Origin of the sequence: Streptomyces sp. GSL17-111, assembly GCF_037911585.1 — a bacterium.
Classification (GTDB): domain Bacteria; phylum Actinomycetota; class Actinomycetes; order Streptomycetales; family Streptomycetaceae; genus Streptomyces.
This window is the reverse complement of the sequence record NZ_JBAJNS010000001.1, coordinates 1,269,330-1,295,385: the sequence shown is the minus strand read 5'-3', so window position 1 is coordinate 1,295,385 and position 26,056 is coordinate 1,269,330. Positions and strand designations below refer to the sequence as shown.

The window sequence follows — 26,056 nt, the reverse complement described above, 5'->3', positions numbered from 1 at the left end:
GGGCCGGGCGGACGGCGCGCGCCGACGGCTACCCTTCCCGGCTGGGCCCCGTGGGCCGCGCGGGCGGGGCGCCGGCGCCGCCACGGAACGTGCGGGGCCGGGGACGAGTTGAGGAGGTGCGTCGCCCGGTGCCGAACACCCTGGACGCCGCCACGGTCCACGCCTGGTGCGTGCACGCGCTCGACGCGCTGGGCGTGGCCCGCGAGACGATCGACGCGATCAACGTCTACCCCGTGGCCGACGCCGACACCGGCACGAACCTGTACCTGACCGTGGAGTCGGCCGCCCAGGCCGTCGAGGCGGCCCGCGCGGGGGAGCCGACGCTCGCCGAGGCGACCGCCGCCATGGCCCACGGCGCGCTGCTCGGCGCGCGGGGCAACTCCGGCACGATCCTCGCCCAGCTCCTGCGCGGACTGGCCGACGGCACCGCGGCGGGCGGGGACCTGCGCTCGGCGCTGGACGGAGCGGCCCGGCTGGCCAGGGCGGCCGTCGCCCGTCCCGTCGAGGGCACGATCCTCTCCGTCGCCACCGCCGCCGCGCGGGCCGCCGCCCGGACGCCCGGGGACGACGCCGACGTGGTGCGGGCCGCCTGCGCCGGGGCCCGGGCCGCCCTGGCCGCGACGCCGGAGCGGCTTCCGGCCCTCGCGGGGGCGGGGGTCGTGGACGCCGGGGGCTACGGGCTCGTCGTCCTGCTGCAGGCCCTCGCCACCGCCCTCACGGGAGAACCGCCGACGGAGCCACTCGCCGACCGTGCCGCCACCGGGGGCGACACGTGCGCGCCGGTCCCCCCGGACCCGGGCGGTTGCCCCGGGGCGCCGGCGGGCCCCGCGTTCGAGGTGATCTACCTGCTGGACGCGCCCGCCCCCGCCGTCGAGGTCCTGCGGCGCCGGCTCGACGCCCTCGGCGACTCGCTCGTCGTCGTCGGCGGGGACGAGCTCTGGCACGTCCACGTGCACGTCGACGACGCCGGCGCCGCCGTGGAGGCCGGGATCGAGGCCGGCCGACCCCACCGCGTCCGGATCACCCACCTGCCCGGCCCGGCGGGCGGCGCGGTCCGGACCGTCGTCCCGGAGCCGGTGGAACGGGCCGTGGTCGCCGTCGTGCCGGGGGAGGGGCTGGCCCGGCTGTGCACCGAGGCGGGCGCCGTCGCCGTCACGGTGCGTCCCGAGGAGCCCCTCGGCAGTGGGGAGTTGGCCGTCGTCGTCCGGGACGTCCACGCCCGCGAGGTGGTGCTCCTCCTCGGCGGCCCGGACCTGTGGCACACGGCTGCGGCCGCCGCGCAGCAGGTGCGGGCGACCGGCGTGCGGGTGGCGATCATCCCCGCCCGCTCACCCGTCCAGTCCCTGGCGGCCCTGGCGGTGCACGCGGCGGAACGGCGGTTCGACGAGGACGTGGTGGCGATGACGGCCGCCGCGGGGGCGACGCGGTACGCCGAGCTGGCCGTGGCCGAGCGGCGGTCCTGGACGACGCGGGGCGTCTGCGAGGCCGGTGACGTGCTCGGCATGATCGACGGCGACGTCGCGGTCATCGGGGACGATCTGGCGGCCTGCGCCGCCGAGGTGCTCGACCGGATGCTGGCGGCGGGCGGAGAACTGGTCACCCTGATCCTCGGCACCGGCGCACCCGGCGGGCTGAGCCGCCTGCTGCGGGACCGCGTGCGCCGCGCCCATCTGGGCGTGGACGTCGTCAGCTACGCCGGGCACCAGCCGTCGCCCCTGTTGATCGGCGTGGAGTGAACGCGTACGCGGCCCGCCGATCAGTGGTGCGACCGGTGGTGGGGGCCCGGATGCGGGCCGATGTCGGCGCCGTGGGCGAAGATGGGCGGCACGATGGAGAGTCCACTGGCCGAGCCCCTGAAGAAGACGGTCGGCGGCACCACCGCGAAGGTGCTCGCCGACCACCTCGACCTGCACACCGTCGGGGACCTGCTGCACCACTACCCGCGCCGCTACGCCGAGCGCGGTGAGCTGACGCGGCTGGCCGACCTGCCGCTGGACGAGCACGTCACGGTCGTCGCCCAGGTGGCCGACGCGCGGCTGCTGTCGTTCAACCGGGGGCGCGGCCAGCGGCTGGAGGTGACGCTGACCGACGGCAGCGGGCGGCTGCGGCTCGTCTTCTTCGGCCGGGGCGCCTACTCCCACGAGAAGAAGCTCCTGCCCGGCCGGCGCGGCATGTTCGCGGGCAAGGTCTCCGTCTTCAACCACAAGCTGCAGCTCGCACACCCCGACTACAAGCTGCTCGACGACGAGAGCGACGAGCAGGCCGTCGAGCGGTTCGCCCGTGCGCTGCTGCCCCTCTACCCGGCGGTCAAGCAACTGAACTCCTGGAAGATCGAGCAGGCGGTGGACACCGTCCTCGGCTCCATGGCCGCCATCGGCTGGAAGGGCCTCGCGGACCCGCTGCCCGAGTCGCTGCGCGCGGGGCGGGGTCTCCTGCCCCTCGCCGAGGCCCTGCACGCCGTGCACCGCCCCAGCTCCTGGGCGGACGTGCACGCGGCGCGGGCACGGCTGAAGTGGGACGAGGCGTTCGTCCTCCAGGTGGCCCTCGCCCGGCGCCGGTCCGACGAGTCCCACCTCCCCGCCGTCCCGCGCACCGCGCCGCCCGACGGCATCCTCGACGCCTTCGACGCCCGGCTGCCGTTCACCCTGACCGAGGGCCAGCAGCGGGTCAGCGACGAGATCTTCACCGATCTCGCCACCGCCCACCCCATGCACCGGCTGCTCCAGGGGGAGGTCGGCAGCGGCAAGACGATGGTGGCCCTGCGGGCCATGCTCACCGTGGTGGACGCCGGGGGGCAGGCCGCGATGCTGGCCCCCACGGAGGTGCTCGCGCAGCAGCACCACCGGTCGATCGTGGAGATGCTCGGGGACCTCGCCGAGGGCGGCATGCTGGGCGGCTCGGACCGGGGCACGAAGGTCGTGCTCCTGACCGGGTCGATGGGCGTGCCCGCACGCAGGCGTGCCCTGCTGGAGCTGGCGACCGGCGAGGCCGGCCTCGTCATCGGCACGCACGCCCTGATCGAGGACAAGGTGCAGTTCCACGACCTCGGACTCGTCGTCGTGGACGAGCAGCACCGGTTCGGTGTCGAACAGCGGGACGCGCTGCGGGCCAAGGGCAGGCAGCCCCCGCACCTGCTGGTCATGACGGCCACGCCCATCCCGCGCACCGTCGCCATGACCGTCTTCGGCGACCTGGAGACGTCGGTGCTCGACCAGCTCCCGGCCGGCCGCTCCCCGATCGCCACCCACGTCGTGCCCGCCGCCGACAAGCCGCACTTCCTCGCCCGCGCGTGGGAGCGAGTGCGGGAGGAGGTGGAGGGCGGCCACCAGGCGTACGTCGTCTGCCCGCGCATCGGCGACGACGACGCCGCCGACGCCGATGGCAGCGGTGGCACCGAGGACGGGAGCGACGCGGAGCCGGACGGGGCCGCCGGCGCGGACGCCGCCGACCGGCGTCCGCCCCTCGCCGTGCTGGAGGTGGCCGGGCAGCTCGCCGAAGGACCGCTCGCCGGGCTGCGGGTGGCCGCGCTGCACGGCCGGATGGCGCCCGAGGCCAAGGACGAGGTGATGCGCCGCTTCACCGCCGGCGAACTGGACGTGCTGGTCGCCACCACGGTCATCGAGGTCGGCGTCAACGTCCCCAACGCCACGGCCATGGTGATCATGGACGCCGACCGCTTCGGCGTCTCCCAGCTCCACCAGCTCCGCGGCCGTGTCGGCCGCGGCTCCGCGCCGGGGCTGTGCCTGCTGGTCACCGACGCGCCGGAGGCGAGCGCGGCACGGTCCCGGCTGGACGCCGTGGCGGGCACCCTCGACGGCTTCGAGCTCTCCCGGATCGACCTCGAACAGCGCCGGGAGGGGGACGTCCTCGGGCAGGCCCAGTCCGGTGTGCGGTCCAGTCTGCGGATGCTCACCGTCATCGAGGACGAGGACGTCATCGCCGAGGCCCGGGCCGAGGCCACGGCCGTCGTCGCGGCCGATCCGGCGCTGGAGCACCACCCGGCACTGCGCACGGCCCTCGCCGCGCTGCTCGACGAGGACCGCGAGCGCTACCTCGACAAGGGCTGAACACCCCGCCCGCGCCCCCGGCCTCGCCTCCGAACCGGCCGCCGGGTTCGGCCCGTTCTCGGCCGGGCCGACTGTCAGTGGCGGCTGCGAGAATAGGACAAGTCCGAGCCGATCCGTCAGGGGATGGGCGAAGCAGGACGTACTTGGGGGTCTCATGGCATTCCGGCACATCAACGAACTGCCGCTGGGGGACAAGGTCTTCAGGATCGAGCTCGCCAGTGACGACGACGCCACGGTGACGCTGGGCCTCACCGGCTGGCACGAGTCCGCACCCCACACCCCGCTCGCCTCCGGCGCGCTCACCCTGCCGCTGGCCGACGTGCCCGCCCTGCGGATCGCGGTCAACCGCGCGCTGCGCGCCCTCGCCCTCGCGGCCGACGTCTCCGAGCCCATCCCGGACCGGGACGTCCTGCGTGAGCTGTTCCCCGGCCACGGCGCCCCCTGGGTGCCCCAGCACGAGGAGGACCTGACCCGCCGCTTCCACGCGGGCGAGACCCTGGCCCGGATAGCCGCCCGGTTCGGCCGCACGCCGGACTCGGTGCGCACCAAGCTGCGCGAGCTGGGCCACGACCCGCGCCGCCCCGAGCACTGCCCGCCCGACGGCTGCCTCTCCTGGTCGCGCTACGCGTCCCCGGCGCTCGTCGGTTCCCCGCAGGCGTCCGGCGACTGACGACGCGGCGCGGGATGCGCCCGGCGACCCGCGGCACGGGCGCCGGGCGCACACCGCCGCCGCCGGCGACGTCGGCCGGCGGGCCTCTCCGGGCGGCTGTGGCCGCGACGTGCGCCTATCGTGGGGGCGGTGGCACCGCGCGCGTGGTGGCGCCGTTCCCGAACCGTCAGCCACGTAAGGACGCCGTCCCCATGACCCGCGTGATCGCCGGAGCCGCAGGCGGACGACGGCTCGCCGTGCCGCCCGGACGATCGACCCGTCCCACCTCCGACCGGGCCAGGGAAGGGCTGTTCTCCAGCTGGGGAGCCCAGTTGGGCGGCGGCTGGAGCGGCCTGCGGGTGCTCGACCTGTACGGCGGCTCCGGGGCGGTGGGCCTGGAGGCGCTCTCCCGGGGGGCCGCTCACGTCCTGTTGGTGGAGTCCGACGCCCGTGCGGCCCGGACGATCAGGCAGAACGTCGAGGCGCTCGGCCTGCCGGGCGCCGAGGTGCGGGCCGGGCGGGCCGAGCAGGTCGCCGCGAGTTCACCCCGGCTTCCCTACGACGTCGTCTTCCTGGACCCGCCCTACGCCGTCACGGACGATGATCTCCGGGAGATCCTCCTCACACTCGCCGATCAGGGGTGGTTTGCCGAGGAGGCACTGGTCACCGTGGAGCGGAGCACGAGGGGCGGCGCGTTCCGCTGGCCCGAGGGCTTCACGGGGCTGCGCTCCCGCCGCTACGGCGAAGGGACGCTCTGGTACGGTCGCGCCGCCCGACAGGAAGTTACCGACGCGTCATGACCAGCTCGGAGAGCGAGGAAACGCCAGTGCGCCGCGCAGTCTGTCCGGGGTCCTTCGATCCCATCACCAACGGCCACCTCGACATCATCGCCCGGGCCGCCAAGCTCTACGACGTCGTGCACGTGGCCGTGATGATCAACAAGAGCAAGCAGGGCCTGTTCACCGTCGAGGAGCGCATCGCCCTCATCGAGGCGGTCACCGCCGACTTCGGCAACGTGGTCGTGGAGGCCTTCCACGGGCTGCTGGTCGACTTCTGCAAGCAGCGCGACATCCCCGCGATCGTCAAGGGGCTGCGGGCCGTCAGTGACTTCGACTACGAGCTGCAGATGGCCCAGATGAACATCGGCCTCTCCGGCGTCGAGACGCTCTTCGTGCCGACCAACCCGACCTACAGCTTCCTCTCCTCCAGTCTGGTCAAGGAGGTCGCCACCTGGGGTGGTGACGTCTCCCACCTCGTGCCGCCGCAGGTCTCCGCCGCGCTGGCCGAGCGGCTCGCCGGGAAGTGACCCGGCGGGAGGGGGAGCCGCCGCCCGCCCCTCGCGCTGTTCCCCCGGCGGCCGGTGCCCGTACAGTCGCTCCCGTGGACGTACAGTCAAGACTCGACGACATCGTCGCGGCGGTCCGTAACGCCCGTTCCATGCCCATGTCGGCCTCCTGCGTCGTCAACCGGGCCGAACTGCTCGCGTTGCTGGAGGAGGTGCGCGAAGCCCTCCCCGGCTCGCTCGCGCAGGCCCGGGAACTCCTGGGCGGACGGGAGCAGATGGTCGCCGAGGCCCAGGACGAGGCGCGGCGGATCATCGAGGCGGCACACTCCGAACGCGGCTCCATGGTCTCGGGGACCGAGGTCGCCCGCCGGTCCCAGCAGGAGGCCGAACGCATCCTGGCCGAGGCCCGCCGGGAGGCGGAGGCCATCCGCGCCGAGGCGGACGACTACGTCGACAGCAAGCTGGCCAACTTCGAGGTCGTCCTCAGCAAGACGGTCAACTCGGTGGGCCGGGGCAAGGACAAGCTCCTCGGGCGTGCGCCCGGTGCCGACGGCCAAGTCGACGGCGACGGGCCGGACGGCCCCGACGGGCTCGCCGCCCCCGAGCGGCCCGCCGACCCGGCCGAGCTGCGGGACCGGGCGGACGCCTACGTGGAGGCGCAGTTCCAGGCGATCGAAGCGGTGTTGACGAAGACACTCGACGCCGTCGGCAGGGGCCGCAAGAAACTCACCGGCCACCGTCCGATGGACGATCTCGCCGCGCATTTGGCCGCCCAGGACGAGGCGGGCGGGGAGGGCCACCACCAGGTCCACGTCTCGGACGCCGACTACCTCGCCGGTCTCGCCGAGCCGCAGCTCGCCGCCGCGCCGCAGAGCCACGTCCCGCAGCAGCAGGGCGTCATGCCCGGCGCCGTCCCGCCCGAGCACGCGCCCGCGAGCCCACCGGCCGAGGCGCCGCCGCAGCCGGCGGGGGACCCGTACGCGCCGGCCGCCGCCTACGACCAGCAGGGCTACCCCGCGGCGTACGCGCAGCAGGCCGACGCGTACGGGCAGAGTGGCTACGGCTACCCGCAGCCTGGCTATCCGCCGCAGCAGGAGCCGTTCCCGGCGGATCCGTACGCCCGGCAGGACACGTACGCTCCACAGGACCCCTACGCCGCTCAGCGGGACGCGTACGCCCACGGCTACCAGCAGCAGCCGTACCAGGATTCCTACGCTCAGGACGGGACCTACGCCGGTCAGAGCCCCTACCCGCAGCAGCCATACCAGCCCCAGCAGCCGCAGGCCCAGCAACAGCAGGCCCCGGCACTGGACGAGACCAGCTTCTTCGACACCAGCATGATCGACATGGAGCAGCTGCGCCGCTACGAGGAGGGTCGCTGACCGCACGCGTCGGGCCGCGAGCCGCCGGGCCTACGGCGGCTGACCACGCACGATTGGGCCGATCCGGGCGGGTGAAGTATCCTGGCTCATCGGTCGCGCGTACGTCCGCGACTTTCCGCTGCCCGAGGAACCGCCGGGTCGGCCGTCGTCACATCGATGAAAGCAGGAAGCCCTGAACGCCCCCCTCGACCACCGTGCTCCGCTCGTGTTCGACACGCGCGAGCTGGGCCGTCGTCCCGGTGCGATGAAGCGGCTCACCCGCACGGTCGACGCCCCGAAGGACCTCGGCACGGAGGTCATCGGCGTGCCCGAGGGCGCTCCTGTCGAGCTCGACCTCCGGCTGGAGGCGGTGATGGAGGGCGTGCTCGTCACGGGGACCGCCGACGCACCGCTGACCGGGGAGTGCGTAAGGTGTCTGGAGCCGCTGGAGCAGGAATGTGAGGCGGAGTTCCAGGAGCTGTTCTCCTACCCCGAGACCGACGACCGCGGCCGTGTCGCGCACGTCGCCGACGACGCCGAGGGCGCTGGGGACGAGGAGGGCGTGCTCCGCCTCGAGGGCGACCTGTTCGACCTCGAACCCGTACTGCGGGACGCGGTGGTGCTGTCGCTGTCCATGCAGCCCGTCTGCCAGGAGGACTGCCCGGGGCTCTGCCCACGGTGCGGTTTCCGGCTGGCGGACGATCCGGACCACCAGCACAACGAGGCCGCCGACATCCGGTGGGCGGCCCTGGAGGGACTCGCCGAGGACATCCGCCACGGTGAGAAGGACAACGTGAACGGCACCGCACCCGGTGCCGACGAGAAGCAGGAGAAGTAGCCGTGGCCGTTCCCAAGCGGAAGATGTCGCGCAGCAACACGCGCCACCGCCGGTCGCAGTGGAAGGCTGCGGTCCCCACTCTGGTGGCGTGCGAGCGCTGCTCGGAGCCCAAGCAGCAGCACATCGCGTGCCCGAGCTGCGGCACCTACAACAAGCGTCAGGTTCTGGACGTCTGATCGGCGGGTGACAGGCTCCATGTCAGACGCCAGTACGCCCAAGCGGGCAGCGGCGGGTCTGGTGGATGCGGCCTCGTCCCACACGCTTCTGGAAGGGCGGCTCGGGTATCACCTTGAGTCCGCCCTTCTGACGCGTGCGCTGACGCACCGCAGCTTCGCGTACGAGAACGGCGGGCTCCCCACGAACGAGCGCCTGGAGTTCCTCGGCGACTCGGTCCTGGGCCTCGTGGTGACCGACACGCTCTACCGCACCCATCCCGAACTGCCCGAGGGCCAGCTTGCGAAGCTGCGTGCCGCGGTGGTCAACTCCCGGGCCCTCGCCGAGGTGGCCCGCGGCCTCGACCTCGGCGCCTTCGTGCGTCTGGGCCGGGGTGAGGAGGGGACCGGTGGCCGGAACAAGGCATCGATCCTCGCGGACACCCTGGAAGCGGTGATCGGTGCCGTCTACCTCGACCAGGGGCTGACGGCGGCCGAGGAGCTGGTCCACCGGCTCTTCGACCCGCTGATCGAGAAGTCCGCGGGGCTGGGCGCCGGCCTGGACTGGAAGACCAGCCTCCAGGAGCTCACGGCGGCCGAGGGGCTCGGGGTGCCCGAGTACGCGGTCACCGAGACCGGCCCCGACCACGAGAAGACCTTCACGGCTGCCGCCCGCGTCGGTGGTGTCGCGTACGGCACCGGCACCGGCCGCAGCAAGAAGGAAGCGGAACAACAGGCGGCCGAGACCGCCTGGCGGGAGATCCGCGCGGCCTCCGACGCCGCGCGGGCCGAGGGCGGCGCGGCCGCGACGTCCGACGGGACCCCCGCCGGATCGGCGAGCTGAGGGTCACGTGCCCGAACTGCCCGAGGTGGAGGTCGTCCGGCGCGGTCTGGACCGCTGGGTCGCCGGCCGGACGGTCGAGGCCGTCACGGTCCTCCACCCGCGTGCGGTCCGCCGTCACGTCGCCGGGCCGACCGACTTCGCGGCCCGGCTCGTCGGCTGCCGCCTCGACGCCGTCGAGCGCCGGGGCAAGTACCTGTGGCTGCCGCTCGGCCCGCCCGGCACCGCGCCGGGCGAGGCCGGGCCGTCGGCGTTCGCGGTCCTGGCCCATCTCGGGATGAGCGGCCAGCTCCTCGTCCAGCCCGCCGCCGCGCCCGACGAGCGGCACCTGCGGGTGCGCGTCACCTTCGCCGACGAGGCCGAGGGCGAGCTGCGCTTCGTCGACCAGCGCACGTTCGGCGGGCTCTCCCTCCACCCGATGACGCCGGAGGGGCTGCCCGAGGTGATCGCGCACATCGCCCGGGACCCGCTCGACCCCGCGTTCGACGAGGCGGCCTTCCACGCCGCGCTGCGGTCGCGGCGCACGACGATCAAACGCGCCCTGCTCGACCAGTCACTGATCAGCGGTGTCGGCAACATCTACGCCGACGAGGCCCTCTGGCGCTCCCGGCTGCACTACGACCGGCCGACCGCCACGCTGACGCGGGCCCGGTCGGCGGAGCTGCTCGGCCACGTCCGCGACGTGATGAACGCGGCGCTGGCCGTCGGGGGCACGAGCTTCGACAGCCTCTACGTGAACGTCAACGGGGAGTCCGGGTACTTCGACCGGTCCCTGGACGCCTACGGACGCGAGGACGAGCCGTGCCGCAGGTGCGGTGCGCCGATACGCCGTCGCCCGTGGATGAACCGCTCCAGCTACCACTGCCCGCGCTGTCAGCGGCCCTGGCGCCCGCGCGCGGCGGGAGCCGGGACCGCCCGGCCGGGTCAGTAACCGAAGGCCTGGGTCCACCAGGGGCCGCCGCCGGCGAAGTGCGCGCCGACGCCCAGGGTGGTGAAGGCGCAGTTCAGGATGTTGTCGCGGTGCCCGGTGCTGTTCATCCACGCGTCCATCACCGCCTCGGCGTCCGCCTGGCCCCGGGCGATGTTCTCGCCGCCCATGTGGTCCACGCCGGCGTCGTCGGCCCGGTCCCACGGGCTGCGGCCGTCGGGGTCGGTGTGGGAGAAGAAGCCGCGGACCGCCATGTCCTTGCTGTAGTCGCCCGCCAGCTTCGCCAGCTCCGCGTCGGCCCGCACGGGGCTGCATCCGGCCCGGCCGCGCTCCTGGTTGACGAGGGCCAGCACGCGGGCCTCGGCGGCGGAGTGGACGCCGGAGTCCCCGGGCGTCGTCGGCGCCTTGGGCTTGGGCGTCTCGGGCTTCGGGGCGGCGGGGGTCGGCTTGGTGGTCCTGTCCGGTTCCGGTTCGGCGGGACGTTTCGCCTCCGGCGGCGCGGAGGGCTTCTTCGAGGGCTCCTTCGCGGGCTTCTCGGACGGCTTCGTGCTCGTCGAGGGCTCGGCCGACGGGGACGCGGACCGCGCCTCGCCGCGTGAGGCGCCTTCGCCCTCCCGCTCCCCGGCGCCCTCCGAAGCGCCGGGCGTGCCGGAGGCGGAGTCCTCGGCCCGCACGGACGTGGCCGGCCCGTCGTCGGTGAGCCCGAAGCCGTCACCAAGCCCGGGTACCACGCCCGACCCCACCGCCACAGCACCCACCACGGCCACCGTGGACACGCCGAGCGCTCCGGCTCGGAGCGGTGTCACCCTGCGCTTGCGATGTCGGTGGCGGCCCATGTGCGGCGGTCCTCACGTGCTCGACGGCGATGGCTTCACTCGAAGGAGTGAGATGTGTTCCGGGACAGTACGCCATCACCCCCGCCGCGGAGGTGCGCCGGAGGGAATTCGGCGGATAGCGTGCGTCACATGAGCACGATGGGGAACGGAACGGTCACCGGGCCGCAGGAGGAGCCCGGGACGGACGGGGGGCACGCCGTGCCCGATGGCGGCGAACCGGCGGACGTCCGGCTCACGGCCTGGGTGCGCGGGACCGTCCAGGGGGTCGGATTCCGCTGGTACACCAGGGCGAACGCGCTGCGCATCGGCGAGCTGACGGGCTTCGCCGTGAACCTCCCGGACGGCCGGGTCCAAGTCGTAGCCGAGGGGCCCCGGACACGCTGCGCCGCCCTGCTGGACTGGCTCACGGGCCCGCGGACACCCGGCGACGTGATCGGTGTCACGGAGATATGGAGTGCGCCGCGCGGCGGCTACCCGGACTTCGAGATCCGTTGACCGCCGGGCGACCTCGATGTCCGTGAAGTGAACTGGTTGCCAATCGCCGCGTGACGTGCAAGGCTGCGGCACGAGTGATCCACAAAAGGAGCTCCGCACCGCGCGGGGTCCGCTGCTCCGGCGCTCCCTACCGCCGTCGAGCCGGGCCGTCCGCGTACACGGGCGTGATCGTGTTGACCGTCGTAACTTTTGGTGAGACGCTGGAAGCCCCGCGCACCTTGCTCGTTCGACCCTGTGAACGTGCTTGAGCAGGCGCCGCGGGAGCCCATCCCTCACGGCCCAGACGACCCACCCTTCTGCGGTCGGTCACTCAGTGTGGAGGACCATCCATCATGGCAAAGGCGCTTCTCGGTTACGTCGGCGGCTCCGACCCCCGAGTCCTCGCCGAGATGCGACGGCTTCAGCAGCGTGTTCAGGACCTGGAATCCGAGCTGATCCGGATGCAGGCCGAGAACGACGCGCTGTCGGCCGCCGCACGCGATCACGGCGACTCGCTGCTTGACAGCATCGACGTTTCCCAGGGCGAGCCTGCTCTCACCTGACCCGACCCCGGGCAGGTGTGCGTCAGGCGCTCACCACTGTGCAGAACTGCGAGGGACGCTTCGGCGTCCCTTCGTCATGTCTCGCGTGTCCCTGTCCGCCCCCGATTCGCCCACCGGCCGTCGGTCCTTCGTTACCGAGTGATGTGCCCGGCGCCTTCAGCGGCGAAACCGCGTCACAGCGGTAAAGTCACACGCCGTGCACCTCAAGAGCCTGACCCTGCGCGGGTTCAAATCCTTCGCCTCGGCCACCACGCTGCGCTTCGAGCCCGGCATCACCTGTGTGGTCGGGCCGAACGGCTCGGGCAAGTCGAACGTGGTGGACGCCCTCTCGTGGGTGATGGGGGAGCAGGGCGCCAAGTCCCTGCGCGGCGGCAAGATGGAGGACGTCATCTTCGCCGGGACGTCCGGCCCCTCGGGCCGGGCCGCGCTGGGCCGAGCCGAGGTCTCCCTCACCATCGACAACGCCGACGGCGCGCTGCCCATCGACTACGCCGAGGTCACCATCACGCGGATCATGTTCCGCAACGGTGGCAGCGAGTACCAGCTCAACGGCGACACCTGTCGGCTGCTCGACATCCAGGAACTGCTCTCGGACTCCGGTATCGGCCGGGAGATGCACGTCATCGTCGGGCAGGGCCAGCTCGACGGCGTCCTCCACGCCGACCCGACCGGGCGCCGTGCCTTCATCGAGGAGGCCGCGGGCGTCCTCAAGCACCGCAAGCGCAAGGAGAAGGCGCTGCGGAAGCTCGACGCGATGCAGACGAACCTGGCCCGCGTCCAGGACCTCACCGACGAACTCCGCCGCCAGCTCAAGCCGCTCGGCCGGCAGGCCGCCGCGGCCCGGAAGGCAGCCGTCATCCAGGCGGACCTGCGCGACGCGCGGCTGCGCCTGCTGGCCGACGACCTGGTGGCCCTCCAGCAGGCTCTGCGTGCCGAGGTCGCCGACGAGGCGGCGCTCAAGGAGCGCAAGGACGCCGCCGAGGCCGCGCTGCGCACCGCGCAGCAACGTGAGACGGCTCTGGAGGACGAGGTGCGCCGCCTCACGCCGCGCCTCCAGGAGACCCAGCAGACCTGGCACGCGCTGTCGCAGCTCGCCGAACGCGTACGCGGCACCATCAGCCTCGCCGACGCGCGCGTCACCAGCGCCCGCAGCGTGCCGGTGGAGGAGCGGCGCGGCCGGGAGCCGGAGGAACTGGAGCGCGAGGCCCGGCGCGTCCGCGAGCAGGAGGCGGAGCTCGAGGCCGCGCTGGAGGCGGCCTCCCGGGCGCTGGAGGACACCGCCGAGCACCGCGCGGAGCTGGAGCTCCGCCTGGCCGAGGAGGAGCGGCAGCTCAAGGACGTGGCCCGCGAGATCGCCCGGCGCCGTGAGGAGCTGGCCCGGCTGGGCGGGCAGGCGGCCGCGGCCCGCAGCAGGGCCGCCTCCGCCCAGGCCGAGATCGACCGGCTGAGCGCGGCGCGGGACGACGCGCGTCGGCGTGCCGTCGCCGCGCAGGAGGAGTACGAGGTCCTCCAGGCCGAGGTCGACGGTCTCGACGAAGGGGACGCCGAACTGGCCGCCCGGTACGAGGCCGCCCGCGAGGAGCTGGCGCGGGCGGAGACGGAGGCGGGCGCCGTCCGCGACGAACTGGCCGTCGCCGACCGGGAGCGCGCGGCCACCGCGGCACGCCGGGAGGCCCTCGCGCTCGGTCTGCGCCGCAAGGACGGCACCGGCGCGCTGCTGGAGGCCCGCCACGAGCTCACCGGGCTGCTCGGCCCGGCCGCCGAACTGCTGACCGTCACGCCCGGGTACGAGGTCCCGGTCGCCGCCGCGCTCGGCGCCGCCGCCGACGCCGTCGCCGTGGACGGGCCCGGAGCGGCGGCGGAGGCCCTGCGGCGGCTGCGCAAGCTCGACGCCGGCCGGGCGGCCCTGCTCGTCGGCGGTGCCGGGCCGCCCGGAGCGGCCGTCGGACCGGAGGGCCTGACCTACGCGGCGGGGCTCGTGCGCGGCCCGGAGGAGCTGTTGCCGGCCGTACGGCGGTTGCTGGCCGACGTCGTCGTCGTCGACACGCTGGAGGCGGCCGTCGAACTGCTGCGCGCGGTGCCGGGGATCACCACGGTCACGGCCGACGGTGATCTGCTCGGGGCGCACTTCGCACAGGGCGGTTCCGCCGGAGCGCCGAGCCTGCTGGAGACCCAGGCGGCAGTGGACGAGGCCGCCAGCACGCTGGAGCGGCTGGAGGCGCGGTGCGCTGAGCTGACCGATGCCCGGGACCGGGCCGCCGAGCGGCGCCGTGAGTGTGCCGCGGCGGCCGAGGAGCTGGGTCGCCGGCGCAGCACCGCCTACCGCGAGAAGTCCGCCGTCGCCGCCCGGCTCGGTCGGCTCGCCGGGCAGGCCAAGGGGGCGGCGGGGGAGGCGGAGCGCTGCGAGGCGGCGGTGGCCAAGGCCGAGGACGCCCTGGCGCAGGCGACCGAGGCCGCCACCGAGCTGGCCGAGCGGCTGGCCGTCGCCCAGGAGACGGCCGACACCCTGGAGGAGCCGGACCCGGCCGTGCGCGACCGGCTCGCCGCCGACGGCGCCAACGCCCGCCAGACCGAGATGGAGGCCCGCCTCCAGGTCCGCACGCACGAGGAACGCGTCAAGGCGCTGGCGGGCCGGGCGGACGGACTGGACCGGGCCGCGCGGGCCGAGCGGGAGGCACGGGACCGGGCCGAACGGCGCCGGGCCCGCGCGCGTCACGATGCGGCGGTGGCCGCGGCGGTGGCCGACGGAGCCCGGCAGCTGCTGGCCCACGTCGAGGTGTCCGTCACCCGGGCCGAGCAGGAGCGCGGCGCTGCGGAACGCGCCCGTGCCGAGCGGGACCGCGAGCTGACGGCCGAGCGCGCGCGGGGCCGGGAGCTGAAGGCCGAGCTGGACAAGCTCACGGACTCGGTCCACCGGGGAGAGGTCCTGGGCGCGGAGAAGCGGATGCGCATCGAGCAGCTGCAGGCCCGCGCCCTGGAGGAACTGGGCGTCGAGCCGGACGTCCTGGTCGCCGAGTACGGACCCGACCAGCCCGTGCCCCCCTCTCCGGCGGCCGAGGGCGAGGTGCTGCCGGAGGATCCGGACCACCCGCGCAACCGTCCCGTCCCGTTCGACCGGGCCGAGCAGGAGAAGCGGCTGGCCGCCGCGGAGCGCGCCTACCAGAAGCTCGGCAAGATCAACCCGCTGGCGCTGGAGGAGTTCGCGGCCCTGGAGGAACGCCACCAGTTCCTCAGCGAGCAGCTCGACGACCTGAAGAAGACGCGCAGTGATCTGCTCCAGGTCGTCAAGGACGTGGACGAGCGGGTGCGGCAGGTCTTCACCGAGGCCTTCCACGACACGGCCCGCGAGTTCGAGGGCGTGTTCTCGCGGCTGTTCCCGGGCGGCGACGGACGGCTCGTGCTGACCGATCCCGACGACATGCTCACCACCGGCGTCGACGTCGAGGCCCGCCCGCCGGGCAAGAAGGTGAAACGGCTCTCGCTGCTCTCCGGCGGGGAACGCTCGCTGACCGCCGTCGCGCTGCTGGTATCGATCTTCAAGGCACGGCCGAGTCCCTTCTACGTCATGGACGAGGTCGAGGCCGCGCTGGACGACACCAACCTCCAGCGGCTCATCCGGATCATGAAGGAACTGCAGGAGAGTTCACAGCTCATCGTGATCACCCACCAGAAGCGCACGATGGAGGTGGCCGACGCGCTGTACGGCGTGTCGATGCAGGGGGACGGCGTCTCCAAGGTGATCAGTCAGCGACTCGGCTGACCGGGCGGCCCGGCGGAGCGGGTCCACTCGGGTGAAGCGGACTCTTCCCTTCCGGCTACATTTCTTGAACATCCCGACCGTGTATCTCGCGTACTGAGAGATCCCTCTCAGGTATTGACTTCGGAACTTGAACGCATAGTCTCTGCTGAGTCGCTTCTGGCGTACAGCCGGTGGTTACGGGCAGACGTGCACCACCGGACAGCGACCCACCCCCACGCCCGGCACCGTCGCCGGGCCCGCAGGAGTACCACTGTGACCAGCACCGAGCAGGTGGGCGACGGCGCCGTAGGACGGCCCCGGCAGCTCACCTACGTCATCTTCATCGCCGCGTCGGCCGCCATGGGCGGCTTCCTCTTCGGCTACGACAGCGCCGTGATCAACGGCGCCGTGGAAGGCATCCGGGGGAAGTTCGACGTCGGAGACGCCACCCTGGGCGCCGTCATCGCCATCGCCCTGCTCGGCGCGGCGCTCGGCGCCATGATCGCCGGACGCCTCGCCGACCGCCTCGGACGTCTGCGCGTCATGCGACTGGCGGCGGTCTTCTTCGGCATGAGCGCCCTGGGCTCCATGCTGCCGTTCACGCTGTGGGACCTGGCCGTGTGGCGCACCCTGGGCGGCGTGGCCATCGGTATGGCCTCCGTCATCGCCCCGGCCTACATCGCCGAGGTCGCCCCCGCCGCCTACCGCGGGCGGCTCGCCTCCTTCCAGCAGGCCGCCATCGTGCTCGGCATCGCCTGCTCCCAGCTCGTCAACTACGGGCTCCTCACCCTCGCCGACGGCGAGCAGCGCGGTGAGCTGCTCGGGCTGGAGGCCTGGCAGCTCATGCTGGGCATCGAGATCGTGCCCGCGCTCGTCTACGGGCTGCTCGCGCTGCGGATCCCCGAGTCGCCGCGCTACCTGGTGGCCCAGGGCCGCACCGCAGAGGCCGAGGCCGTGCTGGCCCAGGTCGAGCCGCAGCGCGTGGACGTGCGGGCCGAGGTCGCCCGCATCGCCACCCAGATGCGCCGGGAGCACAAGCCGAGCCTGAAGGACCTCACCGGCGGACGCTTCGGCCTGCTGCCGATCGTGTGGGTCGGCATCGGCCTGTCGATGTTCCAGCAGCTCGTCGGCATCAACGTGATCTTCTACTACAGCTCCTCGCTGTGGCAGTCCGTCGGCATCGACCCGGCCGGCTCGTTCTTCTACTCCTTCACCACCTCGATCATCAACATCGTCGGTACGGTGATCGCGATGATCTTCGTGGACCGGCTGGGCCGCAAGCCGCTCGCCCTGATCGGCTCCGTCGGCATGGCGATCTCCCTCGCCCTGGCCGCCTGGGCGTTCTCCTTCACAACGGGCACTGGCGACGACGTCAGCCTGCCCGACGCACAGGGCGCCGTCGCCCTGGTCGCCGCGCACTCCTTCGTGCTCTTCTTCGCCCTTTCGTGGGGTGTCGTCGTCTGGGTGATGCTCGGCGAGATGTTCCCGAACCGCATGCGGGCCGCCGCGCTGGGTGTCGCCGCAGGTGCCCAATGGGTCACCAACTGGCTGATCACCGCGAGCTTCCCCTCGCTCTCCGGCTGGAACCTCTCCGGCTCCTACATGATCTACACCGCCTTCGCCGTGCTCTCCGTCCCGTTCATCCTCAAGTGGGTGCCGGAGACGAAGGGCAAGGCGTTGGAGGAGATGGGCTGACCCGACCCCGCCGCCCTCTCCTCAGCGCTGCCCCGGCTCGCCCGAGCCGGGGCAGCGCCGTGTCCGGGCGATGGCCGATACTGGTCGGGCCGCGCATCCGACAAGCCGCCCAGCCGCCCAGCGGAAGATCGGGCGACAGACTAGGGAACCCATGGAAATCGTCATCCTGCTCGTCGTCATCGCCGTGGTCGCTCTCGGTGTCATCAGCGGGCTCGTCGTCAGCGGGCGCCGCAAGAAGGAGGTGCCGCCGCCGGAGGGCGACGCACCGACGATCACCGCACCGCCGAGGGAACCGCACGTCGGCGAGGAGGCCGAGGGCACTCCCGAGGCCCCCGGCCGCACCATCGACGAGGTCGGCCTCCCCGGCGTCACGGACGCGCCGCCCGTCACCGAGGAGGTGGCACCCCCGCCGCCCGTCGAGGTCCCCGAGCCGTCCGCCGGCCGGCTCGTCCGGCTGCGCGCCCGCCTCTCCCGGTCCCAGACCTCCCTCGGCAAGGGCCTGCTGACCCTCCTCTCCCGGGACCATCTCGACGAGGACACCTGGGAGGAGGTCGAGGACACCCTCCTGACCGCTGACGTCGGCGTCACGCCCACCCAGGAGCTGGTCGACCGACTGCGTGAGCGCGTCAAGGTCCTCGGCACCCGCAGCCCCGACGAGCTGCGCGCCCTGCTGCGCGAGGAGCTGCTGACGCTCGTCGGGACCGACCTCGACCGCACCGTCCACACCGAGGCCTCCGGCGCCGTGGACCGGCCCGGTGTCGTCCTGGTCGTCGGCGTCAACGGCACCGGCAAGACCACGACGACCGGCAAGCTCGCCCGCGTCCTCGTCGCCGACGGGAAGTCCGTGGTGCTCGGCGCGGCCGACACCTTCCGCGCGGCCGCCGCCGACCAGCTCCAGACCTGGGGCGAGCGGGTCGGCGCCCGCACCGTGCGCGGTCCCGAGGCCGGCGACCCGGCCTCCGTCGCCTTCGACGCCGTCAAGGAGGGCACCGCCGAGGGCGCCGACGTCGTTCTGATCGACACGGCCGGGCGTCTGCACACCAAGACGGGCCTCATGGACGAGCTCGGCAAGGTCAAACGGGTCGTGGAGAAGCAGGGCCCCGTCGACGAGGTCCTGCTGGTCCTCGACGCCACCACCGGTCAGAACGGCCTCGTGCAGGCGCGCGTGTTCGCCGAGGTCGTGAACATCACCGGCATCGTGCTCACGAAGCTCGACGGCACCGCGAAGGGCGGCATCGTCATCGCCGTGCAGCGGGAGCTGGGCGTCCCGGTGAAGCTGGTCGGTCTGGGGGAGGGCCCCGACGACCTCGCGCCCTTCGAGCCGGAGGCGTTCGTGGACGCGCTGCTCGGCGACTGACCACCGTGCGGCCGGGCCGGGCCGGCCCGGCCCGGGGCAAGGCAACCGGTCCGGCCGCACGCGTGTGGGACGCTCCCGGCCGCTACGGCCGGGCGGCGGGCACGCGCCGGGTCAGCCGTAGCAGCGTGCCGAGCAGCAGCCGGGCCTCCGGCGGTCGTCCGGCCGCCTCCAGCGTCGGCGGGCGGAGCCACCGGACGGGGCCGAGGCCACCGAGATCCGAGGGCGGCGCGGTGATGTACGCGCCCGGGCCGAGGCACCGCAGGTCGGGGCCGACGGCGTCGCAGCCGGTGCGCGACAGCAGCCCCGGCAGCTCCGCCGCCGCCCCCGGCGCCACCAGGAACCAGGTCCGCCCGTGCGGTGCCACGGCGACGGGACCGACCGGCAGGCCCATGCGCTCCAACCGCACCAGGGCCCGCCGTCCGACGTCCTCGGGCACGTCGACGACGTCGAAGGACCGGCCCGTCGGCAGCAGCAGCGCCGCACCCGGGACGTCGCTCCAGGCGCGGCCGGCCTCGCCCAGCGTCGTGCCCGCGGGCACCTCGGGGGCGGCGGCGAGGGGATGGGCGCCGGGCTCGGGGCAGGTGGGGGCGCCGCAGGAACACACGGTGCGGCCCGCGTCGCGCACGGCTCGCGCTCCGGGGGCGACCGCCCAGCCCCACAGCCCGGTGTACTCCGCCACCGCGGTGCTCACCGGGCTCTGCGGCCGGCCGAGCCTCCGGCCACGGCGTGCCGTCTGCCGCAACTCCCGCAACTCCCGGATGCCGCCGATCGTGAAGCCCATGCTCCCTCCAACGGGTCTCCCGGCCGATGGTTACGCCGTGCACCGCACGTACGCCTTCCCCGCGCGTCACTCGACCGGGTGGTGATGTCGGTAGGGCAAGTGAAGCGCGCGTGCTTCCGGTTAGCGTCTGCCGCAGGGGTGGCGAATGGTGGCGTTTCCCGTCTCCCCCTCGCCGCCCTGGTGATCGTAGGATTACTTTCGGTTGACGCAGTGACCAAGCAGGCACGGTTCCGGGGTATGACGGGGGCACGGACCGGGCATCGTTCTTCTTCACGAAATTGGGGGCCTCCAGTGGGCGGCAACAGCGGCAGCGGCGGCTCGGCTGAGAAGCGCCCGAACGAACAGCTCCGTTCGTGGTTCGTGCGCAGCGGATGGTCCAAGGGCGAGTTGGCCCGCCAGGTCAACCGGCGTGCGCGGGAGATGGGCGCCCACCACATCAGCACGGACACCTCCCGGGTGCGCCGCTGGCTGGACGGGGAACAGCCGCGCGAACCGATCCCGCGCATCCTGTCGGAACTGTTCTCCGAGCGCTTCGGCTGTGTCGTGTCCGTGGAGGACCTGGGGCTGCGCCAGGCCCGGCAGACGGCAGCGGCCTCCGGCGTCGACCTGCCCTGGGCCGGGCCGCAGACGGTGGCGATGATCAACGAGTTCTCCCGCAGCGACCTCATGCTGGGGCGGCGCGGCTACCTCGGCACGTCCCTGGCGATGTCGGCGGGTCCCGCCCTCATCGAGCCGATGCAGCGCTGGCTGGTGCCCGCCCCCGGGCCCGCCGGGGACGCCGGGGGGATGGCCGTCGTCCCCCATCAGCCGGGTCAGCGGCGGGGTCTGCCGCTCTCCGGGCCGGAGCTGGAGTTGCTGGAGGAGACGACGCGGATGTTCCGCGGCTGGGACGCGCAGTGCGGGGGCGGCCTGCGGCGCAAGGCCGTGGTCGGCCAGCTCCACGAGGTGACCGACCTGCTCCAGGAGAGTCGGCCCGAGCCGGTCCGGGCCCGGCTGTTCTCCGTCACCGCCCAGCTCGCCGAGCTGGCCGGCTGGATGAGCTACGACGTCGGCATCCAGCCCACCGCGCAGAAGTACTTCGTGCTGGCCCTGCACGCGGCCAAGGAGGCCGGCGACCGCCCGTTCGGCTCCTACGTCCTGTCGAACATGGCACGCCAGATGATCCACCTGAACCGGCCCGACGACGCCCTGGAACTCATCCACCTCGCCCAGTACGGCGGTCGCGACGGGGCCACGGCCCGGACGCAGGCCATGCTGTACGCCATGGAGGCGCGCGCGCACGCCAACCTCGGCCAGCCCAAACAGTGCCACCGTGCCGTCCGGCTCGCCGAGGAGACGTTCGCCGACGCGGACCCGGCGCAGGAGGCCGAGCCCGACTGGATCTCCTTCTTCTCCGAGGCCGAGCTGAACGCGGAGAACGCGCACTCCTACCGCGACCTCGCCTACGTCGCGGGGCGCAGCCACACCTACGCGTCCCTCGCGCTGAAGCCCATGGAGAAGGCGGTACGGCTGTTCGGCCAGGAGTGCGTCCGGGTGAGCCAGGGGCCGCACCGGTCCTTCGCCCTCAACCTGGTCGGGCTCGCCACCGTGCACCTGCTGCGCCGGGAGCCGGACGCGTGCGCCGCGCGGACCGGGCAGGCGATCGACGTCGCCAAGCGGCTGCGCTCGGAGCGCGTCAACACCCGCATCAGGAAGACGGCCAGCAGCGCCCGCCGCGAGTTCGCCGATGTCGCCGAGATCGCCGCCCTCGCCGAACGGCTGCCGGGCGAGCTGCCCACCGCCGAAGCCGCGATCGCCGTCTGACGTCCCGGACGGTCGCGGTCGTCTACACCGCCCGCCGGCCGCACCCCCGTAGGACCGCCGGCCGCGCGCCCGCCCCTCAGCACCCGACACGGCTCCTCCACGTCAGGTCCCCGGGCGGGGGCGCGGCCGGCCTGCTCGTTTCCGCCCGGCCGCACCCGGACGGGCGTATCCGGGCGTAACGGGCCCGGCGCCGGGCGTGTGAGCACCGGCCGGTTCCCCCGTTCATGCGGACGTAACACAGCCGCCTTCTTCGTCACGGCTGCGAAACAGCGAGGCGCATCACAGGAAACCGCGCGCCAGCACGCTGTGGGACATCCCCAGCCCCAGAGCCCTCCCCCACGGGTCGTGACACGAGGAGACGTCCACATTGAACGGCGCGGATACCGCTTTCGTCCTGATCAGCGCAGCGCTGGTCATGCTGATGACCCCTGGACTGGCCTTCTTCTACGGCGGCATGGTCCGGGTGAAGAGCGCGCTCAACATGCTGATGATGAGCTTCATCGCGCTCGGCATCGTCAGCGTGCTCTACGTCCTGTTCGGCTACTCGCTCTCCTTCGGCGCTGACTCCGGGGGGATCATCGGCAGCCTGGAGTTCGTCGGCCTGCAGGGCATCGACGCCGACACCCTCACCGGCGGCGACGAGGGCATCCCCGTCTTCGCCTTCGTCCTGTTCCAGATGATGTTCGCCGTCATCACGCCGGCGCTGATGAGCGGCGCGCTCGCCGACCGCGTGAAGTTCAGCGCGTGGGCGGTCTTCATCACGCTCTGGGTCAGCGTCGTCTACTTCCCGGTGGCGCACTGGGTGTGGGCCGAGGGCGGCTGGCTCTTCGACATGGGGGTCATCGACTTCGCGGGCGGCACGGCCGTCCACATCAACGCCGGTATCGGCGCCCTCGCGGCCGTCCTCGTCGTCGGCAAGCGCATCGGCTTCAAGAAGGAGCCCATGCGCCCGCACAGCCTGCCGCTGGTCCTGCTGGGCGCCGCGCTGCTGTGGTTCGGCTGGTTCGGTTTCAACGCCGGCTCCGCCCTCGCCGCCGACGGCACCGCCGCCAACATGGCGCTGAACACGCAGGTCGCCACCGCCACGGCCGTCCTCGGCTGGCTGCTGTACGAGCGCGTCAAGCACGGCGCGTTCACCACGCTGGGCGCCGCCTCCGGTGCCATCGCCGGTCTCGTGGCGATCACCCCGGCCGGTGCCGCCGTCAACGCGCTCGGTGCCATCGCCATCGGTCTCGTCGCCGGCCTGGTCTGCTCCTGGGCGGTCAGCTGGAAGTTCAAGCTCAACTACGACGACTCCCTCGACGTCGTCGGCGTCCACCTCGTCGGCGGGCTCATCGGCACCCTGATGGTCGGATTCCTCGCGACCGAGGGCGGCGGCCTGGCGCAGTTCGGCAAGCAGGCGCTCGGCGCCTTCTCCGTCATGGCCTTCACCTTCGTCGTGACGTGGCTGCTGGCCAAGCTCGTCGATGTGACGATGGGTCTGCGCGCCGAGGAGGACGACGAGGTGGCCGGTGTGGACCAGGCCTTCCACGCGGAGACCGCCTACGACTTCAGCCAGGTGGGCACCTCCTCCGCCCGCGCCGCGGTCGCACCCGGCAAGCCGGGCACCGACACCACCACCGACGCCCCTGAGGGCAAGACCGAGGGTAAGAAGGTCGACGCATGAAGCTGATCACCGCAGTCATCAAGCCGCACCGTCTCGACGAGGTGAAGGACGCGCTCCAGGCCTTCGGGGTGCACGGCCTCACCGTGACCGAGGCCAGCGGGTACGGGCGGCAGCGCGGGCACACCGAGGTCTACCGGGGCGCCGAGTACACCGTCGACCTCGTGCCGAAGATCCGGATCGAGGTGCTCGTCGAGGACGACGACACGGACCAGCTCATCGAGGTGATCGTGAAGGCGTCCCGGACCGGGAAGATCGGCGACGGGAAGGTGTGGAGCGTCCCCGTCGACCAGGCGGTGCGGGTCCGCACCGGCGAACGCGGCCCGGACGCGCTCTGACGCCGTCCGCGCCCCGAACACCGGCGCCGCCGCCGATGCCGTCGGCGGGCTGACACTCAGTGACGACGACCACGGGAGTGGGGAACCGCATGACGGCCGAGACCACGGACACGACCGGCAGGACGGAACCCGGCGACGGCTACGCGGCGGCCCGGCTGCGTCTCCTCCAGGGGACGCGGTCCGGGCCGCCGCGCCGTGCGGCGCTCGCCTCCCTCACCGACGCCTGGCTGGCCCGCCTCATGGCCGGGGCGCCCGCCGGCGTCGCCCTGGTCGCGGTCGGCGGGTACGGGCGGCGCGAACTGTCGCCCCGCAGCGACCTGGACCTGCTGCTCCTGCACGACGGCACGCTGGACCCGGGCGCGCTCGCCACCCTCGCCGACCGGATCTGGTACCCCGTGTGGGACCAGGGCCTCGACCTCGACCACGCCGTCCGCACGCCCGCCGAGGCTCGCAGGACGGCGGCCGACGACCTCAAGGTGCAGCTCGGCCTGCTCGACGCCCGGCACGTCGCCGGTGACGCCGCGCTCACCGCCGTCCTGCGCACGGAGCAGTTCGCCCAGTGGCGGGCCCACGCCCCGCGCCGCCTGCCCGAGCTGCGTGAACTGGGCCACGAGCGTGCCGAACGCCACGGTGAGCTGCCGTACCTGCTCGAACCCGACCTCAAGGAGGCCCGGGGTGGGCTGCGCGACGCCACCGCGCTGCGCGCCGTCGCCGCGTCCTGGCTGGCCGACGCCCCGCGCGAGGGCCTGGCCGCCGCGCGCGGCACGCTGCTCGACGTCCGGGACGCACTCCACCTGACCACCGGCCGGGGCACCGACCGGCTCGCCCTCCAGGACCAGGACCAGGTGGCCGACGCCCTCGGCGTGCACGGTGCGGACGCCCTCCTGCGGCAGGTCTACGAGGCCGGGCGCACGCTGACCTACGCGCAGGACGTCACCTGGCGCGAGGTCGGGCGGGTGCTCAAGGCCCGCAGCGCGAAACGGGGCCTGCGCTCCCTGGTGACGCGCCGGGAGGCGCGTCACCAGGCTCCGGAGCGCACACCGCTCGCCGAGGGCGTCGTCGAGCAGGACGGCGAGGTCGTCCTGGCCCGCACCGCCCGTCCCGACCGCGACCCCTGCCTGGTGCTGCGCGCCGCCGCCGCGGCCGCCCAGGCCGGGCTTCCGCTCGCCCTGGCCACCGCACGGCGGCTCGCCCGGGACGCCGCTCCGCTGCCCGTGCCCTGGCCCGCCGAGGCCCGCGAACTCCTCGTCACCCTGCTCGGCGCCGGGCCGGACGCCGTCCCCGTCTGGGAGGCGCTGGAGGCCGAGGGGCTCGTCACGGCGCTCCTGCCCGACTGGGAGCGGGTGCGCTGCCGGCCGCAGCGCAACGCCGTGCACCGCTGGACCGTGGACCGCCACCTGGTGGAGGCCGCGGTGCAGGCGTCCGCGCTGACCCGCCGCGTCCAGCGCCCCGACCTCCTCCTGGTCGGCGCGCTCCTGCACGACATCGGCAAGGGCTGGCCGGGCGACCACTCCGTGGCCGGGGAGACGATCGCCCGGGACATGGCGGCGCGCATCGGTTTCCCGCCGGCCGACGCCGACGTCCTGGCCACGCTCGTCCGGCACCACCTGCTGCTCGTGGAGACGGCGACCCGCCGGGACCTGGACGACCCGGCGACCGTCAGCGCCGTGGCGGAGGCCGTCGGCGCCCCCGGCACCCTGGAACTGCTGCACGCCCTGACCGAGGCCGACGCGCTGGCCACCGGGCCTGCGGCCTGGTCGGCCTGGCGGGACGCCCTCGTCACCGACCTCGCCCGGCGTACCGCCGCCGTCCTGGCCGGTGAGGCCCCGCCGCACTCCGGCGAGGCGGAGCCCGCCGAGCTCGGCGCCGAGGCGGAACGGCTCGCCGTGGAGGCGGCGCGCACCCGTGGCCCGGTGCTCACCCTGCGGACGCGTCCCGAAGGCCCGGACGCCGACGCGGCCGGTGAGCCCGTCGGCGTCGAGTTGCTGGTCGCCCTGCCCGGACATCCCCGGGCGCTGTCCGCCGTGGCCGGCGTCCTCGCGCTGCACCGGCTGACGGTACGGGCCGCGGAGCTGACCCGAGCCGACCCGGTGGGGGAGGGTCCGGTGCTCCTGCTGACCTGGCGGGTCGCCGCCGAGTACGGCTCCCTGCCCGCCGCCGACCGGTTGCGCGCGGACCTCCGCCGGGCCCTGGAGGGCACCCTGGACGTGGCCGCAAGGCTCGTTGAGCGGGAGAAGGCCTACCGGGGCAGGCGTCGCGGGCTCCAGGCCCCGCCGCCGCGCGTCACGGTCGCCCCGGACGGTTCCGCGCGGGCCACCGTCATCGAGGTGCGCGCCCAGGACGCGTCGGGGCTGCTGCACGGCATCGGCCGGGCCCTGGAGGAGGCGGGCGTCACCGTGCGCAGCGCCCACGTCAGCACCCTGGGGGCCAACGCCGTGGACGCCTTCTACGTCACCGACGGCACGGGCGCGCCGCTGCCGCGGACCGCCGCCGAGGAGCTGGCCCGCGCGGTACAGGGCTCGCTGGGCGGCTGAGCGGGGCGGCGCGCCGCCCCGCTCGGTCACGGAGCTGTCCACAGGCGGCTGACCGTTGCCGTACGGTGCGGATACCCTTGGTCGGTGCGTGTCGCGACGCCCCCGCCGGTGCACAGCCGACCGGGACACCGCGGCACGACTGACCGCCGGCA

At 73.7% G+C, this 26,056-nt stretch carries 21 protein-coding genes; 19 read left to right on the top strand and 2 right to left on the bottom strand.

The features are described from left to right. The first annotated feature begins 128 nt into the window (after window positions 1–128). The 10 genes from V6D49_RS05390 to mutM all read left to right on the top strand — a co-directional run bounded on the left by V6D49_RS05390 (window position 129) and on the right by mutM (window position 10,124). Window positions 129–1,736 (top strand): DAK2 domain-containing protein, encoded by a 1,608-nt coding sequence (locus V6D49_RS05390; protein WP_340557584.1) that lies wholly within the window; start codon window positions 129–131, stop codon window positions 1,734–1,736. A 93-nt stretch (window positions 1,737–1,829) separates the two neighbouring features. Beyond that, window positions 1,830–4,067: an ATP-dependent DNA helicase RecG gene (gene recG / locus V6D49_RS05385; protein ID WP_340557582.1), complete on the top strand. Its 2,238-nt coding sequence runs from the start codon at window positions 1,830–1,832 to the stop codon at window positions 4,065–4,067. Window positions 4,068–4,221: 154 nt separating this feature from the next. After that, complete coding sequence (locus V6D49_RS05380; RefSeq protein ID WP_340557580.1) at window positions 4,222–4,737, top strand: hypothetical protein; 516 nt, start codon at window positions 4,222–4,224, stop codon at window positions 4,735–4,737. Window positions 4,738–4,928: 191 nt separating this feature from the next. Next, window positions 4,929–5,516, top strand: a complete 588-nt coding sequence (gene rsmD / locus V6D49_RS05375) for a 16S rRNA (guanine(966)-N(2))-methyltransferase RsmD (protein WP_340557578.1) — start codon at window positions 4,929–4,931, stop codon at window positions 5,514–5,516. 26 nt (window positions 5,517–5,542) lie between these two features. Next, entirely contained in the window at window positions 5,543–6,022 is a 480-nt protein-coding gene (gene coaD, locus V6D49_RS05370) for a pantetheine-phosphate adenylyltransferase (protein ID WP_191211937.1), read from the top strand. A 74-nt stretch (window positions 6,023–6,096) separates the two neighbouring features. After that, entirely contained in the window at window positions 6,097–7,383 is a 1,287-nt protein-coding gene (locus V6D49_RS05365) for an ATP synthase F0 subunit B (protein WP_340557576.1), read from the top strand. Window positions 7,384–7,555: 172 nt separating this feature from the next. After that, window positions 7,556–8,200 (top strand): YceD family protein, encoded by a 645-nt coding sequence (locus tag V6D49_RS05360; RefSeq protein WP_340563694.1) that lies wholly within the window; start codon window positions 7,556–7,558, stop codon window positions 8,198–8,200. A 2-nt stretch (window positions 8,201–8,202) separates the two neighbouring features. After that, entirely contained in the window at window positions 8,203–8,376 is a 174-nt protein-coding gene (gene rpmF / locus V6D49_RS05355; protein ID WP_191211935.1) for a 50S ribosomal protein L32, read from the top strand. Window positions 8,377–8,395: 19 nt separating this feature from the next. Continuing rightward, the gene (rnc, locus tag V6D49_RS05350; RefSeq protein ID WP_340557574.1) at window positions 8,396–9,196 is read left to right on the top strand and encodes a ribonuclease III; all 801 of its coding nucleotides are present in this window, start codon (window positions 8,396–8,398) and stop codon (window positions 9,194–9,196) included. Window positions 9,197–9,203: 7 nt separating this feature from the next. Further along, on the top strand, window positions 9,204–10,124 hold the full coding sequence (gene mutM, locus V6D49_RS05345) for a bifunctional DNA-formamidopyrimidine glycosylase/DNA-(apurinic or apyrimidinic site) lyase (RefSeq protein ID WP_340557572.1): 921 nt from the start codon (window positions 9,204–9,206) through the stop codon (window positions 10,122–10,124). Here mutM and V6D49_RS05340 read toward each other — a convergent pair. Then, window positions 10,118–10,897, bottom strand: a complete 780-nt coding sequence (locus tag V6D49_RS05340) for a CAP domain-containing protein (RefSeq protein WP_340557570.1) — start codon at window positions 10,895–10,897, stop codon at window positions 10,118–10,120. The genes mutM and V6D49_RS05340 overlap by 7 nt on opposite strands. Before the next feature lie 258 nt (window positions 10,898–11,155). Between V6D49_RS05340 and V6D49_RS05335 the strand changes: the two genes are divergently transcribed. The 5 genes from V6D49_RS05335 (at window position 11,156) to ftsY (ending at window position 18,785) form a co-directional block, all read left to right on the top strand. After that, window positions 11,156–11,452: an acylphosphatase gene (locus V6D49_RS05335; protein WP_340563692.1), complete on the top strand. Its 297-nt coding sequence runs from the start codon at window positions 11,156–11,158 to the stop codon at window positions 11,450–11,452. A 332-nt stretch (window positions 11,453–11,784) separates the two neighbouring features. After that, window positions 11,785–11,994: a hypothetical protein gene (locus V6D49_RS05330; protein WP_340557568.1), complete on the top strand. Its 210-nt coding sequence runs from the start codon at window positions 11,785–11,787 to the stop codon at window positions 11,992–11,994. Window positions 11,995–12,190: 196 nt separating this feature from the next. After that, window positions 12,191–15,754, top strand: coding sequence for a chromosome segregation protein SMC (smc, locus tag V6D49_RS05325; protein ID WP_340557566.1), 3,564 nt, complete (start codon window positions 12,191–12,193; stop codon window positions 15,752–15,754). A 252-nt stretch (window positions 15,755–16,006) separates the two neighbouring features. Then, window positions 16,007–17,428, top strand: coding sequence for a sugar porter family MFS transporter (locus tag V6D49_RS05320; RefSeq protein ID WP_340557565.1), 1,422 nt, complete (start codon window positions 16,007–16,009; stop codon window positions 17,426–17,428). A 151-nt stretch (window positions 17,429–17,579) separates the two neighbouring features. Next, window positions 17,580–18,785: a signal recognition particle-docking protein FtsY gene (gene ftsY / locus V6D49_RS05315; RefSeq protein WP_340557563.1), complete on the top strand. Its 1,206-nt coding sequence runs from the start codon at window positions 17,580–17,582 to the stop codon at window positions 18,783–18,785. A gap of 82 nt (window positions 18,786–18,867) precedes the next feature. Here the strand turns inward: ftsY and V6D49_RS05310 are convergent, their stop codons facing one another. Further along, window positions 18,868–19,566 carry a bifunctional DNA primase/polymerase gene (locus V6D49_RS05310; protein ID WP_340557561.1) on the bottom strand — a complete coding sequence of 233 codons (699 nt, stop codon included), beginning with the start codon at window positions 19,564–19,566 and terminating at the stop codon, window positions 18,868–18,870. Between the two features lie 291 nt (window positions 19,567–19,857). On the opposite strand from V6D49_RS05310, the gene nsdA reads away from it, so the two are divergent. From nsdA to V6D49_RS05290, 4 genes are all read left to right on the top strand, one after another. After that, window positions 19,858–21,369, top strand: a complete 1,512-nt coding sequence (nsdA, locus tag V6D49_RS05305; protein ID WP_340557559.1) for a transcriptional repressor NsdA — start codon at window positions 19,858–19,860, stop codon at window positions 21,367–21,369. Between the two features lie 367 nt (window positions 21,370–21,736). Then, the gene (locus tag V6D49_RS05300) at window positions 21,737–23,035 is read left to right on the top strand and encodes an ammonium transporter (RefSeq protein ID WP_340557557.1); all 1,299 of its coding nucleotides are present in this window, start codon (window positions 21,737–21,739) and stop codon (window positions 23,033–23,035) included. Beyond that, window positions 23,032–23,370, top strand: coding sequence for a P-II family nitrogen regulator (locus V6D49_RS05295; RefSeq protein WP_191211924.1), 339 nt, complete (start codon window positions 23,032–23,034; stop codon window positions 23,368–23,370). Before V6D49_RS05300 ends, V6D49_RS05295 begins: the two co-directional genes overlap by 4 nt. Window positions 23,371–23,459: 89 nt before the next feature. Continuing rightward, window positions 23,460–25,904, top strand: coding sequence for a [protein-PII] uridylyltransferase (locus V6D49_RS05290; protein WP_340557555.1), 2,445 nt, complete (start codon window positions 23,460–23,462; stop codon window positions 25,902–25,904). Window positions 25,905–26,056: the final 152 nt, after the last annotated feature.